Here is a 14,638-nt window from a genome sequence, read left to right as displayed (position 1 = left end):
AGATCAACTTCGATAAGGAGACGTCAATGGCGCTTATCATTATGCCGTTTTTGGTGACGGCAGCTGCCGTTAGTATGTTCGTTCTGGCGACCAATCCTGCCGATAGCGAACAGGATAGTCAGGCGCGCGGCTGCTCGGACTTAGGTACCTCTGGCTGATCAGAGATGATCGAAATAGCCTCCAATATCAGTGAGGCAACGCCAGGTAGATCCAAACGTTGAGCCCGACCTCGCATGATGTGCAGATCGTTCTTCAGCAGGATAAGTTGAGTACGGCGAGAAACGTCAGGCATCTTGGGCTCCCTAGCGTGGGAACCGCCCAGCATAGTAAGATCGAACGTGGAATCGCGCCGAGTTACTGTAGATCAACCTTTATTGCATCCCACATGACGTCAGACCTGTCATGCGAATCGCTCTGATCCATCTTTTCAGTAACTTGCGCCAAGCAACTTTGCGCAAAGCAGCCATAATTGGCGGCCGGCTTCCAAATAACAACGCAACGATATCCGAGATCTGCAACTACGATTCCGCCGCGTCTAGTTCGGCATCTTCCATTCTGGCCGTGGGTCGCAGACTTCTGCGACACGTTCAACGTGGTAGCCAACAGGAAGAATTTGTCCGCCAGTTTCATCTGCACCGCGAACACTCGCAAGGCTATGTCGCGATGTCAGCTCTGAGGCGGGCCTTGCATGATCTTCATAGCATCCTTCACGTGGCGCCACTCGCTGGCTTCTTCCATCTGCCCCTTGTGCTCGCACGTCAGGGCATTCTGGGCGGCATGAGCGATGGCTACGGGGCCGTGCCGATCGAGCATCTGGCGGGCGATCGTATGGACCTGGATCTCGGAAATCATTTGCTGTCTCCCGATTTTCTCCGAGCCGAAGCAAACTGGTTCCGCTGGAAACCGAACAGGCCCGGTGTCTTTGAAAACGGCGGAACAACCAATCTCGTTCCCGGAAAAACCAGCCGGCAAGCGACAAAGGTGCGTCCGTAACCCCTCCAATATCCTTCAACTATGTCGGAACGCACACAAACGGCGCGGTTCGCGCCAGCTAGCATCCTCGGATGCTGCTCACAAAGAGTAAGAGGGCAGCAATGATAGTCATCGAAGAGGTTGATGGAACGGACGCGAGCCAATCCCGGACCGCTCTGATGCGTGTCTGTTAGCGGGACAGTCGTTCGGCACTTGAATACCGACAACGAAATCAGCCTGAGGTCTGACAAGACCCCAGGCTGATTTAGCGACGAGCTGAACCGTGACGATTAGAATTGGTTCATCGTGTTGTGTGCGCCACCCGCCTTCAGGGCAGCCTCGCCGGCGAAATATTCCTTGTGATCGTCACCGATGTCCGAGCCAGCCATGTTCTGGTGGCGGACGCAGGCGATGCTCTGGCGGATTTCGGCGCGCTGGACGTTCTTGACGTAACCCAGCATGCCTTGTTCGCCGAAATACTCCTTGGCGAGGTTGTCGGTCGACAGCGCAGCCGTGTGATAGGTCGGCAGCGTGATCAGATGATGGAAGATGCCGGCGCGCTTGGCCGAATCTGCCTGGAAGGTGCGGATCAGTTCGTCGGCTTCCTGCGCCAGCGGGGTGCTGTCGTATTCGGCCTTCATCAGCTCGGCACGGTTGTACTTGCTGACATCCTTGCCGGCTTCCTTCATCGCGTCATAGACCTGCCAACGGAAGTTGAGCGTCCAGTTGAATGACGGCGAGTTGTTATAGGCCAGCTTCGCATTCGGGATCACTTCGCGAATGCGATCGACCATTTTGGCGATCTGCTCGATATTCGGCTTTTCGGTTTCGATCCACAACAGGTCGGAGCCGTTCTGCAACGAGGTGATGCAGTCGAGCACGACGCGGTCCTGACCGGTGCCTTCGCGGAACTGGTACAGGTTGCTGGGCAGGCGCTTCGGACGCATCATCTTGCCATTGCGGTTGATGATGACGTCGCCGTTCTTCGCATTGTCAGCGGTGATTTCCTCGCAATCCAGGAAGCTGTTGTACTGGTCGCCAAGGTCACCCGGCTTGTGGCTGACAGCGATCTGCTGCGTCAGGCCGGCGCCAAGCGAATCGGTGCGGGTGACGATGATGCCGTCTTCGACGCCCATTTCGAGGAAGGCGTGGCGGCAGGCGCGAATCTTCGCCAGGAAGACCTCGTGCGGCACGGTGACCTTGCCGTCCTGATGGCCGCACTGCTTCTCGTCCGACACCTGGTTCTCGATCTGCAGCGCGCAGGCACCGGCCTCGATCATCTTCTTGGCCAGAAGATAGGTCGCTTCGGCATTGCCGAAGCCGGCGTCGATGTCGGCGATGACCGGGACGACGTGGGTCTGGAAGTTGTCGATCTTCTCGATCAATGCCGCTTCCTTCGCCTTGTCGCCAGCCTTGCGGGCGGCGTCGAGGTTGCGGAAGATGTCGTTGAGCTCACGGGAGTCCGCCTGACGCAGGAAGGTGTAAAGCTCTTCGATCAGTGCCGGCACCGAGGTCTTCTCGTGCATCGACTGATCCGGCAGCGGGCCGAATTCCGAGCGCAGTGCGGCGATCATCCAGCCCGACAGATACAGGTAGGTACGATCGGTAGTGCCGAAGTGCTTCTTGACCGAGATCAGCTTCTGCTGGGCGATGAAGCCATGCCAGCAGCCGAGCGACTGGGTGTATTTGGTGGTGTCGGCATCATAGGCTGCCATGTCGGCACGCATTAGCGACGCGGTATAGCGCGCGACGTCGAGGCCGGTCTTGAAGCGGTTCTGCAGGCGCATGCGCGCAATGGCTTCGGCGGTCACGCCGTTCCAGGTCGGCTGGGTCTTGAGCAGCGCGGATGCGGCCTCGATCTCGTTCTGGTAGGCGCCGGTGCCACGGATGCTCTGTTCGCTAATCCCGCGTGGTTGGAAGTTCATTTTCTTGATCCCTTTGGCTGACGAAAAACCTGCATGGGTTGTAAGCGCGGGATCGCCAGCCGCTAGACGGAACGCAGATAACTTGTCATACTTTACAAGATAGACGTGTAAGTCTGTAAGGTAATTACAAGGTATTGGAGTATGCGATGGCCGCCTCAGCTGGTCGTTCTGTCTTTATGGGACCGCGACTGCGGCGACTTCGGCGCGATTTGGGCCTGACTCAGGCCGATATGGCGGCCGATCTTGAAATATCCGCGCCCTATGTCGCACTGCTGGAGCGCAATCAGCGGCCGATGACCGCCGACATGCTGCTGCGGCTGGCCCGCACTTACACGATCGATCTGGCGGATTTGGCGGGTGACGGCGGTGCCGACAATACGGCGCGGATGCAATCGATCCTGAAGGAGCCGATGTTCTCGGACATCGATATCCCCGCGCTTGAAATCAGCGATCTCGCGGTCAGCTATCCCGGCATGGCCGAGGCTTTCCTGCGCCTCTACACGGCCTATCGCGAGGAGCAGCTCGCGCTCGCGGATCGACGTGCTCCGGCGCTCACCGGTGGCGCGTTATCTTTGGATAGCGCGGGCTTCGATGCCAACGATCCCGTTGCCGAGGTCAGGCGGTTTCTCGCCGCACGCCGCAACAATTTCGCTGTGATCGACGACGCCGCCGAACGCCTCGTCCAGGCGACGTCGGGTACGAGCGGTTTCGTCGAGCGCCTCAAGACTCGCCACAGACTGCAGGTCCGTTATCTGCCGCCGGACGTCATGCTTGGCTCGGTCAGGCGGCTTGATCTGCACCGCAAGCAATTGCTGCTTGAGGACTCGCTCGACACCGCGAGCCTCAACTTTCAACTCGCACAGCAACTCGTCTATCTCGAAATGGAGAACGAGATCGGCACCGCGCTCGAAGACGGTCAGTTCACGACCAAAAGCGCCGAACTTCTCGCGCGCCGGGCGCTCGCAGGCTACGCCGCTGCAGCATTGATCATGCCCTATGCAGCCTTCGCACGCGCTGCCGAGACACGTCGTTACGATCTCGAAGCACTGGCGCGTCAATTCGGCACCAGCTTCGAGCAGACCGCGCATCGCATCACCACCTTGCAAAGGCCGGGTGCCGAAAAAGTGCCGTTCTTTCTGATCCGCGTCGATCCTGCCGGCAATATTTCAAAACTGCTTGATGGTGCGGGCTTTCCCTTTGCGAAGCACGGCGGTGCGTGCCCGCTCTGGTCCGTCCACGACGTTTTCAAAACGCCGCGTCAGATCGTTACGCAGTGGCTGGAATTGCCGGATGGCCAGCGTTTTTTCTCCATCGCCCGCACCGTTACGGCCGGAGGAGGGGCGTTCGGCGCGCAGCGCGTCGAGCGCGCTATCGCGATCGGTTGTGCAGCCGAGTACGCAAGTCAGTTGATCTATACGCGCGATGCATCAGCGCCACGCGCGGATGCACCCACACCGATCGGTGTCGCATGCCGAGTCTGCCACCGTCCACGATGCGCCGCACGTTCGGCGCTTCCGATCGGCCGTGAGCTGTTGCCGGATGATTTCAGGACGCTGAACGTTCCGTTCGGCTTCTCGGCGGACTGACGCGGCGTCAGGCCTGTTCCGCCGGCACTTCCTCGGCATTGGGATCGCCCGGAGCCGTGGCCCAGGCCAGTTCGACCAGCGTCACAATGCGCCGACCGGCGCCATCAAGCTGGCACACGATCAGGCCCTGCTCCTCGATATAGTTCAGCAGGCGCTGTGCGCGGCGCAGCGAATGCGAGCCATAGGCGCGGGCGATCGCGGCATTGCTCGGGCAGGGCCAGCCTTCCTTGGCGGCACGGGCGATCATCATGAAGACGCCCTGCATGTCATCTGGCAGAACCGAGGCGCGAACGGAGACGTCCTGCCAGCCGTCATCATCAGTCACGTCGGAGCCAAGGCCGGCGCGGGCCCGCGTCAACATCCGGCGGAAGTCATCGAGATCCGGCACAGCAGCGCCGAGACCCTCGATCCGGCAGCGGACCACGAATTCCTGATAGAGCACGCCGACGACACGGAATCCGGCATCGGGTTCGGCCATCAAGGCTTGCAATACGCGGTCGACGCGTTCGCGCCGCCGCGCGAGTTCCTCGGCGCTGATCGGCGCCTCCGGCGTTTCCGGGCGAATCTCCAGTGCGGCGGATTTCGCGGCCATGAGCTGGCCGAGCAGGTCGGGCGACGATGGCGTGCGGCGCTGCGGCCGGACAGGCTCCGGTGGCGGCGCTGCGAGAATCGTGGCGCGGACGTCTTCGAGAGTTGCTTCCGGCAGCGGCATCAGGCGCGGCGTTGCATTGCGCGGCGCAGTTTCTGTTGCACCGATGCGCAGGCCCAGCGGACGACGGGAGAGAGCGGGACCCAGCGCCATGAATTGTCCGCGCTCAAGATCGCGGAAGGATTCGGCCTGTCGCCGCTCCATGCCCAGAAGGTCGGCGGCGCGCGCCATATCGATATCGAGGAAGGTGCGGCCCATCAGGAAATTCGACGCTTCGGCCGCGACATTCTTGGCGAGCTTCGCCAGTCGCTGTGTAGCGATGACACCCGCAAGCCCGCGCTTGCGGCCCCGGCACATCAGGTTGGTCATCGCGTTGAGCGAGAGCTTGCGTGCTTCGTCGGACACCTCGCCGGCGACCGCAGGGGCGAACAACTGGGCTTCATCCACCACCACGAGCATCGGGTACCAGTGGTCGCGCGGCGCGTCGAACAACCCGCCGAGAAATGCCGCCGCGCGGCGCATCTGATTCTCGGCGTCAAGGCCTTCGAGATTGAGCACCGTGGAGACGCGATGCATGCGTGCACGCTCGCCGGCGACCTGCAGCCCGCGCTCCGTGTGCGCGTCGGCATCGATCACCAGATGGCCGAATCGCTCGGCCAGTGAAACGAAATCGCCTTCAGGATCGATGATGGTTTGCTGCACCCATGGGGCGCTCTGTTCGAGCAGCCGGCGCAGCAGATGCGATTTTCCGGAACCTGAATTGCCCTGCACGAGCAGGCGCGTCGCCAGCAGTTCCTCGAGGTCCAGAGCCGCCGGGGCGCCTGACGTCGTCTGCCCCATCTCGATCGCAACGGTCATATCTCGACTCAGGTCTCCTTGCGGAGACGGCTTACCAATCCGACCGCGGTGCGTCGAGCGGCGTGCGACAATCATCCCGTGTTCCGCGCAACTCTCACCAAGTAAATCGCGACAGCGATTCGGCGGTTATCCTGCGTACGGCGCTGCCGGGCTTCGCCAATGGCGATCTCAAGCCGTTTCCGATTTTGCCCCATGCGATCTGCCCGTTCGCCGATGCCAGGGCGGCCTGTCGCGCGATGATCGGATCCTTGTGTGATCGTATTGTGTTCGACCTGCGGTGATAGAACACATGCAAACAGAAAATCCCGCGTGACGACTTTGACGTCCGTATGGCAGGGACATCGCCGACATCTTCGAGCCCTGCGGTCACCAAACATTTGATTTGGAGTTCTTCCAGTTTCAGGGGAATGTTTGTGCAAACGGCGATATGCGCCAAGACCTCGGGGAAATGCGATGGCAAGCCTCACGATCAATGGACGAAGCTACGAGATCGATGTCGAGCCGGACACGCCGTTGCTATGGGCGATCCGCGAAAATGCCGGGCTGACGGGGACGAAATATGGATGCGGCGTTGCGCAATGCGGTGCCTGCACCGTTCATGTCGATGGCCAGCAGGTGCGTTCCTGCAGCATGGCATTGAGTGAAGCGATCGGAAAACAGGTCACGACGATTGAGGGCCTCGCGTCCGAGGGGGCCGTGCACAAGGTGCAACAGGCCTGGATCGATCACGACGTCCCGCAATGTGGCTACTGCCAGAGCGGCATGATCATGGCAGTTGCAGCGCTGCTGGAGACGATTCCCCAGCCGACCGATGAGGATATCGACCTCGCCATCACCAATATCTGCCGCTGCGGCACGTTCCAGCAGGTGCGTGAAGCGATTCACGCTGCCGCAAGCGCTTGAGGGAGATGGTCATGGGTCATGCTCCGCAACTCAATCGCCGCTCGTTTGTCCTGGGAACCGCTGCTATCGGCAGCGGACTAGCACTCGGTATTCCTTTTGGCGGCCCGACCGCAGTCCATGCGGCCGATGGCACGCTCGAGGTCAATGCCTGGGTGGTGGTCCGGCCTGATGAGACCGTTGTCGTACGTATCGCGCGGTCCGAGATGGGGCAGGGAACGCTGACCGGTCTGGCGCAGCTAGTTGCCGAGGAACTTGAATGCGACTGGTCGAAGGTCACGACGGAGTATCCGACGCCCGGACAAAGTGTCGCACGCAAGCGCGTCTGGGGTGACTTCTCCACGGGCGGCAGCCGCGGCGTCCGCACCTCGCATGAATACGTCCGCAAAGGTGGTGCCGCTGCGCGCCTGATGCTGATCCAGGCGGCCGCCAATGAATGGGCCGCACCTGTGTCGGAATGCGCGACCAGCAAGGGCGTCATCACCCATGTCCCGTCGGGACGCACCGTCACTTACGGCAAGGTCGCGGAAGCGGCGGCGAAGCTGCAACCGCCGGCCGACGTCAAGCTGAAGGATCCCAAGGACTGGACCATCGCGGGCAAACCGCTGAAGCGACTCGATACGGTCGAGAAGACCAACGGCAAGATGATCTACGGCGCGGATATCAAGCTGCCGGGAATGCTGAATGCCGCGATCAAGGATTGCCCGGTGTTCGGTGGCACGCTGAAGAGTTTCGACGATAGCAAGATTCTTGGCATGAAGGGCGTCAAGAAGGTCGTGCGCGTCGGCGAGAGCGCCGTGGCTGTGGTCGCCGATACATGGTGGCACGCCAAGTCGGCGCTGGAAACGATGCCGGTCGTCTGGGACGACGGCAAGAACGCCAACGTGTCCAGCGAGTCCATCGGCAAGTGGCTGCAGGAAGGCCTCGACGCTGCGCAGCCCGCTTTCGTCGGCAACAAGGCCGGCGACGTTAAAGCAGCGTTCGCTAGTGCTGCGAAGACGGTGGAGGCGGTCTACGCCTATCCCTATCAGAACCACGCCACCATGGAGCCGATGAACGCGACGGTGCTCTATACGGCGGAGAAGTGCGAGGTCTGGACCGGCACGCAGAACGGCGAAGCCGTGTTTGCGGCCGCTGTCGAAGCGTCAGGCCTGCCGAGCGACAAATGCGAGGTTTACAAGATCATGCCGGGCGGCGGCTTCGGTCGGCGCGGGATGACCGATTACGTCCGGCAGGCGGTGGCTATCGCCAAGCAGATGCCCGGCACGCCGATCAAACTGATGTGGTCGCGCGAAGAGGACATGCTGCACGGCCGCTATCATCCCGTCACGCAGAGCAAGCTGATCGGCGCCTTTGATGCCGATAACAATCTGATCGGTTTGCACATGCGCATTTCCGGCCAGTCTATCCTGGCCAGTGTGCGTCCTGAGGCCATGCAGAACGGGATGGATACCGTCACTTTCCAGGGTCTGAATGCCAGCGGCGAGGCTGCGATCGGCTACACCGTTCCGAATTTGCTGATCGACCATTCCATGCGCAACCCGCATGTGCCGCCGGGTTTCTGGCGCGGCGTCAACGTCAACCAGAATGCGATCTATCTCGAGAGCTTCATGGATGAGCTCGCCCATTCGGTCGGTCAGGACCCGCTCGAATTCCGCCGCAAGCTGATGACCAAACATCCCAAGCATCTGGCCGTGCTCAATGCGGTCGCTGAAAGGATCGGCTGGACGACGCCGGCGCCACAAGGCGTGTTTCGCGGCATCTGCCAGCATATGGGTTTCGGCAGCTATGTGGCGGCGGCGACGGAAATTTCGGTGACGGGTGGTAACAAGATCAAGATCCATCGCATCGTTGCCGCCACAGATCCGGGTTACGCGGTGAATCCCTGGCAGATCGATCGCCAGATTGCCGGCTCGTTCGTCTACGGCTTGTCGGCGCTGTTCTATGGCGAGTGCACGGTGAAGGGTGGCCGCATCGAGCAGGAGAACTTCGACACCTATCCATCGATGACCATGAAAGAGATGCCGAAGGTCGAGTCGATCCTGATGCCGTCAGGCGGCTTCTGGGGCGGCGTTGGTGAGCCGACGATCTGCGTTGCGGCGCCGGCCGTGCTGAATGCCTATTTTGCCGCGACCGGGAAACGCATCCGTTCCGTGCCGCTGAAGAACCACGACATCATCTTTGCGTAAACGACGGTCGCCATGGTTGCTGCCCGTCACTGGATCTCGCTCATGAAGACGTTGCGTACCTCACTTGCGATCGGCCTGATCGTCGCCTCGGCGGTGCCGGTCCGGGCGGCATCGGCGCCGCCGCCCGGAGCGGCGTCGTGCTCGGGCTGCCATGCACCGACATCGCAGGCCATCCCTAACATCTATGGGCGCGATGCCGATGCGACGCGATCGACGCTGCTGGCCTTCCGCAATGGATCGATGCCGGCCACGGTGATGACGCGGATCGCCAAAGGCTTTTCCGAAGACGAAATCGGGTCGATTGCGGCCTGGCTGGCAACGCAGAAATAGTATGACCCGGAAAAATCATAGCTCACGACGGGAGTTTCTTCGCGCTGCCGCTGCGGCGACGGCATCCCTCGCCCTGGCTTCGCCGAGCCTCGCGCAATCGCCTGCGCGCGTCGTCGTGATCGGCGGCGGTTTCGGCGGCGCCAGTTGCGCACGCGCGCTGCGGCAGCTCGATCCGTCGCTGGATGTCACGCTGGTGACGGCTGATCGCCAATATGTCGCGTGCCCGTTCAGTAACGAGGTCATCGCCGGCGACCGCGCCATCGAAGCCCAGCAATTCACTTACGAGAAAATCGCCACGGGCGGCATCAAACTCGTCACGCAAATGGCGCAGACGATCGACCCGCAGGCGCGCACGGTCGGTCTCGCCGATGGATCGACGCTGCGCTACGACCGGCTGGTTCTGTCGCCCGGAATCGATCTGCGCTTCGACGCACTGCCGGGCTATGACGAGGCGGCGGCATTGCGCATGCCGCATGCCTGGAAGGCCGGCGAGCAGACGCTGCTGCTGCGACGCCAGTTGGAAGCCATGGACGATGGCGGCGTGATTGCGATCGTCGTTCCCGCCAATCCCTTTCGTTGCCCGCCCGGACCTTATGAGCGCGCGAGCCTGATTGCGCATTACCTCAAGACCCGCAAGCCGCGATCGAAGCTGATCATTCTCGACTCGAAAGACGCGTTCTCGAAGCAGCGGCTGTTTCAGGCGGCGTGGCAGGAGCTGTATCCAGGATTGATCGAGTGGGTCGCGCTGTCGCAGGGCGGCAAGGTTACGTCGGTCGATCCGGCGACCAATATGCTGGTGACCGATTTCGCGACGCATCAGGTTCAGGTCGCCAATGTCATCCCGCCGCAGCGCGCGGGACGCATCGCGGAGATCGCTGGCGTCACCGATAAATCCGGCTGGTGTCCGATCAATCCCGTCAGCCTCGAATCCACGCAGGTGCCGAACATCCACGTGATCGGCGATGCCTGTATTGCCGGCGCCATGCCCAAATCCGCGTTCTCGGCAAATGCGCAGGCAAAGACCTGTGCGAGCGCCATCGTGACGTTGCTGTCAGGCGCGACGCCGACGTCTCCAAAGCTGATCAATACCTGTTACAGTCTGGTCGCGCCCGATTACGGCATTTCCATCGCGGGCGTCTATCAGCCGCGCAATGGCCTGTTTGCGGATATCGAAGGCGCCGGTGGCACGAGCCCGCTGGATGCGCCGCGTGCTGTCCGGGCCCGCGAAGCGATCTATGCACGATCCTGGTTCGAGACGATCGGAGCAGAGGTCTTTGGTTAGTCGTCGCCTTGCATTGACGCTGTTGTCGGGGAGTGTGGCGACGCTACTGCTGACTGCTCTCGTTCAAGCCGAGGAACTCGTCCCTTATGCGGTGGTGGGCGATACGATTCCGCTGCCCCTCTCGGGCGCGGTCGGCGACGCGTCGGCGGGCAGGGCGATCGTCGTCAACCGCGCGTATACGTGCCTGCTCTGTCACAGCGGGCCGTTTGCCGAACAAAGGTTTCAGGGCGATCTTGCGCCGAGCCTTGCCGGCATCGGCAGCCGCTGGTCGGAAGGCCAGTTGCGGCTGCGGCTGGTGGATGCCTCCCGCCTCAATGCGGCGACGATCATGCCGTCCTATTATCGGGTCGACGGGTTGCAGCGTGTCGGGGATGCGTGGCTTGGCAAGCCGATCCTGTCGGCGCAACAAATCGATGACGTCGTGGCCTATCTGACGACGCTGCGGAACCCATCATGACGAAAGCAATCCATGACTGAGCCCGATCGATCGACGCGCCGCCAGTTTCTGGCGACGGCCGGTGGCGCTGCGCTCGGTGCCGTGTCTCTGGTGCATGTCGGTTCGGCCCACGCGACGCCCGACACCATGAAGGCCGCCATTCGCGATGTCGTCAAAGGCGCGACGGTGCGCCCCGGCAAGGTGAAGCTCGACGTCCCGCCGTTGGTCGAGAACGGCAACACCGTGCCACTCACCGTGACGGTCACGAGCCCGATGAGTGATGCGGATCACGTGGTCAGTATCCACATCTTCAACGAGAAGAATCCGCAGCCTAATGTCGGCAACTTCTATCTCAGCCTGCGCGCAGGGCGTGCGCAGATATCGACGCGCATTCGGCTCGCCGACACGCAGACGCTCACAGCCATCGCGAAACTCTCCGATGGCTCTTTCTGGTTGGCGAGCGCCGATGTCGTCGTCACCCTCGCGGCATGTACCGAGGAGGCAACCTGATGGCATCCGCGCTGATCAACGTTCCCGCCACGGCGAAGCGTGGCGACATCATCGAGATCAAGACGCTGATGTCCCACATCATGGAGACCGGCTTTCGCCATACCGTGACCGGCGAGGTCATCCCGCGCAACATCATCACCAATTTCACCTGCCGCTATAATGGCGATGAAGTCTTTCAGGCAGATTTGTTTCCGGCCTTCTCGGCCAATCCCTTCATCTCCTTCTTTACGATTGCCACCGAGAGCGGGAAGTTCGAATTCCAGTGGATCGGCGACAACGGATTTCAGGAAACGGCGTCGGCCAGCATCGCGGTTACATGAACCGACTGCGAAATATCAGCCTGTCTTTGCTGGCAGTCGCCGCTTTCACGTCGCTCGCCGAAGCGGCAGAGATCGCACCGGGTGAGCGACGCTCCGGTGCCAGTTTCATGTCCGTCGAAACCCTGGCCATGCAGACCGACGCCACGGCCAATCCCGGCATGCTGTGGGTGCTGGATGGCGAGGCGCTATGGTCCCGGAAGCCCGTCGCCGGCCGTGCTTGCGCGGATTGCCACGGTGATGCGTCGAGCATGCGCGGCGTCGCTGTGCGGTACCCGGCATTCGATGAGAAACTCAATCGTCCGGTCGATCTCGAACAGCGCGTCAATCTCTGCCGCGTCGATCATCAGCAATTGCCGCCACTCGCCGATGAAAGCCGCGATCTGCTGGCGCTGACCGCACTGATCGGCCGGCAATCCCGGGGGATGCCCATCGAGACCGGCACCGATTCACGCCTGCAGACGTTCATCGACAAAGGGCGCGATGCCTTCATGCGGCGTCAGGGGCAATTGAATCTGGCATGCACCAATTGTCACGACGACAACTGGGACAAGCGGCTGGCGGGTTCGGCGATCACGCAGGCCCATCCGACCGGCTATCCCGTCTATCGGCTGGAGTGGCAGGGGCTTGGCTCGCTCAAGCGGCGACTGCGCAACTGCATGATCGGCGTGCGGGCGCAACCTTACAGCGCCGACGCGCCTGAGATGGTCGAACTTGAACTCTATCTGATGTCGCGCGCGCGGGGCATGCCGAGCGAAACTCCTGCTGTCAGGCCGTGACGTATCGAATTTCTGTGAGAGTGCCCGCGGGTTCCACGTCAGGCCGCGTCCTTCGGAATCTCGAACACCAGGCACGTCGTGGTCGCATGGGCGATGAGCTGGCCCTTGGAATCCGTGATGCGCGCCTCGGCAGTGGCGGCGCGGCGGCCGACATTCAGCGTGCGGCCTTCGGTGCGCACGGTGCCGCTATCCTTGCTCATGCCGCGGATGAAACTGATCTTGAATTCCAGCGTGGTGTAACCGGTGCCGACAGGCAGCATGGTGTGTACGGCGAGGCCCATCGCCGAATCCAGCAGGATCGCTGCGTAACCGCCATGCACCGAGCCGATCGGATTGTAGTGCCGGAAGCCTGGGACGCTATGAAACACGACAACACCGGCCTCGATTGTGGAGTCGAAGGGGTCGACATTTTCCATGATCGGCGGCTGCGGCAGCTCGCCGGAGAAGATCTTGCGCACGAAATCGAGCCCGGGCATCGAGGCCATCAGGCTGGTGGGGACGACGTCGTAGACGGCGGTTGGGGCAGGCGTGTCGGTCACAATGCGTCCTGACGATTTGCAATGATAAGCATCGTACGTACGGAGCGACGACGTGTCATCTTTTCAGCCCTGAAACGAAGATGGCCGGAACAGCGAGCGAAGATCGCTTCGCGCTGCCCGGCCATGGCGACGTTGGGATGGTCTTCGAAAGGCGCTTTACGACGCCTTCTTCGCCCGCATCAGGTCAGCGAACCGCTTGAACAGATAGTGCGAGTCCCGCGGGCCCGGTGAGGCTTCCGGATGATACTGCACCGAGAACACTGGCTTGCCGTCGAGCTGGATGCCGCAATTGGATCCGTCGAACAGCGAGATGTGAGTCTGCGTTGCGCCCTTCGGCAGCGTCGCTTCATCCACCGCGAAGCCGTGATTCATCGAGGTGATTTCCACCTTGCCGGTGGTCTCGTCCTTGACCGGATGATTGGCGCCGTGGTGGCCCTGATGCATCTTCTTGGTCTTGGCGCCTACCGCAAGGCCCAGCATCTGGTGACCGAGGCAGATGCCAAATGTGGGCACGCCGGAATCGATCACCTGCTTGATGACAGGCACGGCATATTTGCCGGTCTCGGCGGGATCGCCGGGACCATTCGACAGGAACACGCCATCCGGCTTCAACGCCATGATCTCTTCGGCCGAAGTCGTGGCTGGAACGACTGTGACCCTGCAGCCTTCACCTGCCAGCAGGCGCAGGATGTTGCGCTTGATGCCGTAATCGATGGCGACAACGTTGAATTCAGGATTGGTCTGGCGGCCGAAGCCCTTCTCCCATTCCCAGGGTGTTTCGTCCCAGGTGAAGCGCTGGGCGGATGTCACCATCGGCACCAGGTCCATGCCTTCGAGGCCTGGCCATTCGCGCGCTTCTTCCTTGAGGCCGTGCAGGTCGAACTTGCCGTCCCTGGCATGGGCAATCACCGCATTGGGCATGCCCTTGTTGCGGATCAGCGCGGTCAAGGCGCGGGTGTCGATGCCGGAAATGCCGATGATGCCGCGCGCCTTGAGCCAGGCGTCGAGATGCCGGGAAGAGCGGTAATTCGACGGATCGGTGATCGCCGAGCGCAGGATCACGCCGCGGGCGCCAGGCGTCGCCGCCATGTTCACCGTCTCGATATCCTCGTCATTGGTGCCGACATTGCCGATATGCGGGAACGTGAAGGTGATGAGCTGTCCGGCGTAGGAGGGATCGGTGAGGATTTCCTCATAGCCGGTCATGGCCGTGTTGAAGCAGACTTCGCCCACGGCCTGGCCTTCCGCGCCGAGGCCGAAGCCTTCCAGCACGGTACCATCGGCGAGCACGAGGAGCGCGGTCGGTTTGTGGTCCGGCCAGGCTGGGGATGTTTCTGAGGGGGTCATGAGGGGACTACATAGTCCC

The 14,638-nt window shown here is 61.7% G+C and carries 16 protein-coding genes; 12 read left to right on the top strand and 4 right to left on the bottom strand.

Annotated features, from left to right (window positions below; translation table 11 throughout):
• The first annotated feature begins 26 nt into the window (after window positions 1-26).
• Together CIW50_RS29745 and CIW50_RS29865 are read left to right on the top strand one after the other, a co-directional pair.
• A complete protein-coding gene (locus CIW50_RS29745) occupies window positions 27-158 on the top strand; it encodes a hypothetical protein (protein WP_283808837.1) in 132 nt (43 codons plus the stop codon).
• A gap of 244 nt (window positions 159-402) precedes the next feature.
• Complete coding sequence (locus CIW50_RS29865; protein WP_172980314.1) at window positions 403-993, top strand: hypothetical protein; 591 nt, start codon at window positions 403-405, stop codon at window positions 991-993.
• Window positions 994-1,262: 269 nt separating this feature from the next.
• Here the strand turns inward: CIW50_RS29865 and CIW50_RS13295 are convergent, their stop codons facing one another.
• Window positions 1,263-2,897, bottom strand: coding sequence for an isocitrate lyase (locus tag CIW50_RS13295; protein WP_149531731.1), 1,635 nt, complete (start codon window positions 2,895-2,897; stop codon window positions 1,263-1,265).
• A gap of 146 nt (window positions 2,898-3,043) precedes the next feature.
• On the opposite strand from CIW50_RS13295, the gene CIW50_RS13290 reads away from it, so the two are divergent.
• Window positions 3,044-4,483: a helix-turn-helix domain-containing protein gene (locus CIW50_RS13290; protein ID WP_149531730.1), complete on the top strand. Its 1,440-nt coding sequence runs from the start codon at window positions 3,044-3,046 to the stop codon at window positions 4,481-4,483.
• A 7-nt stretch (window positions 4,484-4,490) separates the two neighbouring features.
• On the opposite strand, the gene CIW50_RS13285 is transcribed toward CIW50_RS13290, so the two are convergent.
• Window positions 4,491-5,990: a helicase HerA domain-containing protein gene (locus CIW50_RS13285; RefSeq protein ID WP_149531729.1), complete on the bottom strand. Its 1,500-nt coding sequence runs from the start codon at window positions 5,988-5,990 to the stop codon at window positions 4,491-4,493.
• Between the two features lie 62 nt (window positions 5,991-6,052).
• Between CIW50_RS13285 and CIW50_RS13280 the strand changes: the two genes are divergently transcribed.
• The 9 genes from CIW50_RS13280 to soxA all read left to right on the top strand — a co-directional run bounded on the left by CIW50_RS13280 (window position 6,053) and on the right by soxA (window position 12,733).
• Window positions 6,053-6,271 carry a hypothetical protein gene (locus tag CIW50_RS13280; protein WP_149531728.1) on the top strand — a complete coding sequence of 73 codons (219 nt, stop codon included), beginning with the start codon at window positions 6,053-6,055 and terminating at the stop codon, window positions 6,269-6,271.
• Window positions 6,272-6,443: 172 nt separating this feature from the next.
• Window positions 6,444-6,893 (top strand): (2Fe-2S)-binding protein, encoded by a 450-nt coding sequence (locus CIW50_RS13275; protein WP_149531727.1) that lies wholly within the window; start codon window positions 6,444-6,446, stop codon window positions 6,891-6,893.
• An 11-nt stretch (window positions 6,894-6,904) separates the two neighbouring features.
• Window positions 6,905-9,079: a xanthine dehydrogenase family protein molybdopterin-binding subunit gene (locus CIW50_RS13270; protein WP_149531726.1), complete on the top strand. Its 2,175-nt coding sequence runs from the start codon at window positions 6,905-6,907 to the stop codon at window positions 9,077-9,079.
• Between the two features lie 42 nt (window positions 9,080-9,121).
• The gene (locus CIW50_RS13265) at window positions 9,122-9,409 is read left to right on the top strand and encodes a c-type cytochrome (RefSeq protein WP_149531725.1); all 288 of its coding nucleotides are present in this window, start codon (window positions 9,122-9,124) and stop codon (window positions 9,407-9,409) included.
• Between the two features lies 1 nt (window position 9,410).
• Window positions 9,411-10,691 carry an NAD(P)/FAD-dependent oxidoreductase gene (locus CIW50_RS13260; RefSeq protein WP_149531724.1) on the top strand — a complete coding sequence of 427 codons (1,281 nt, stop codon included), beginning with the start codon at window positions 9,411-9,413 and terminating at the stop codon, window positions 10,689-10,691.
• A 34-nt stretch (window positions 10,692-10,725) separates the two neighbouring features.
• A complete protein-coding gene (gene soxX, locus CIW50_RS13255; RefSeq protein WP_246664261.1) occupies window positions 10,726-11,148 on the top strand; it encodes a sulfur oxidation c-type cytochrome SoxX in 423 nt (140 codons plus the stop codon).
• 12 nt (window positions 11,149-11,160) lie between these two features.
• Window positions 11,161-11,637, top strand: coding sequence for a SoxY-related AACIE arm protein (locus tag CIW50_RS13250; RefSeq protein ID WP_149531722.1), 477 nt, complete (start codon window positions 11,161-11,163; stop codon window positions 11,635-11,637).
• A complete protein-coding gene (gene soxZ, locus CIW50_RS13245) occupies window positions 11,637-11,957 on the top strand; it encodes a thiosulfate oxidation carrier complex protein SoxZ (RefSeq protein WP_149531721.1) in 321 nt (106 codons plus the stop codon). Before CIW50_RS13250 ends, soxZ begins: the two co-directional genes overlap by 1 nt.
• The gene (soxA, locus tag CIW50_RS13240; RefSeq protein ID WP_149531720.1) at window positions 11,954-12,733 is read left to right on the top strand and encodes a sulfur oxidation c-type cytochrome SoxA; all 780 of its coding nucleotides are present in this window, start codon (window positions 11,954-11,956) and stop codon (window positions 12,731-12,733) included. Before soxZ ends, soxA begins: the two co-directional genes overlap by 4 nt.
• A gap of 38 nt (window positions 12,734-12,771) precedes the next feature.
• On the opposite strand, the gene CIW50_RS13235 is transcribed toward soxA, so the two are convergent.
• Window positions 12,772-13,218: a PaaI family thioesterase gene (locus CIW50_RS13235; protein WP_149532079.1), complete on the bottom strand. Its 447-nt coding sequence runs from the start codon at window positions 13,216-13,218 to the stop codon at window positions 12,772-12,774.
• Window positions 13,219-13,428: 210 nt separating this feature from the next.
• On the bottom strand, window positions 13,429-14,619 hold the full coding sequence (gene carA / locus CIW50_RS13230) for a glutamine-hydrolyzing carbamoyl-phosphate synthase small subunit (RefSeq protein WP_149531719.1): 1,191 nt from the start codon (window positions 14,617-14,619) through the stop codon (window positions 13,429-13,431).
• Between the last annotated feature and the right edge of the window lie 19 nt (window positions 14,620-14,638).

Source organism: Tardiphaga sp. P9-11 (assembly GCF_008329525.1).
In the GTDB taxonomy this organism is placed as follows: domain Bacteria; phylum Pseudomonadota; class Alphaproteobacteria; order Rhizobiales; family Xanthobacteraceae; genus Tardiphaga.
Note: the sequence above shows the minus strand (reverse complement) of the source record. Positions and strands in the feature narration are given on the sequence as shown.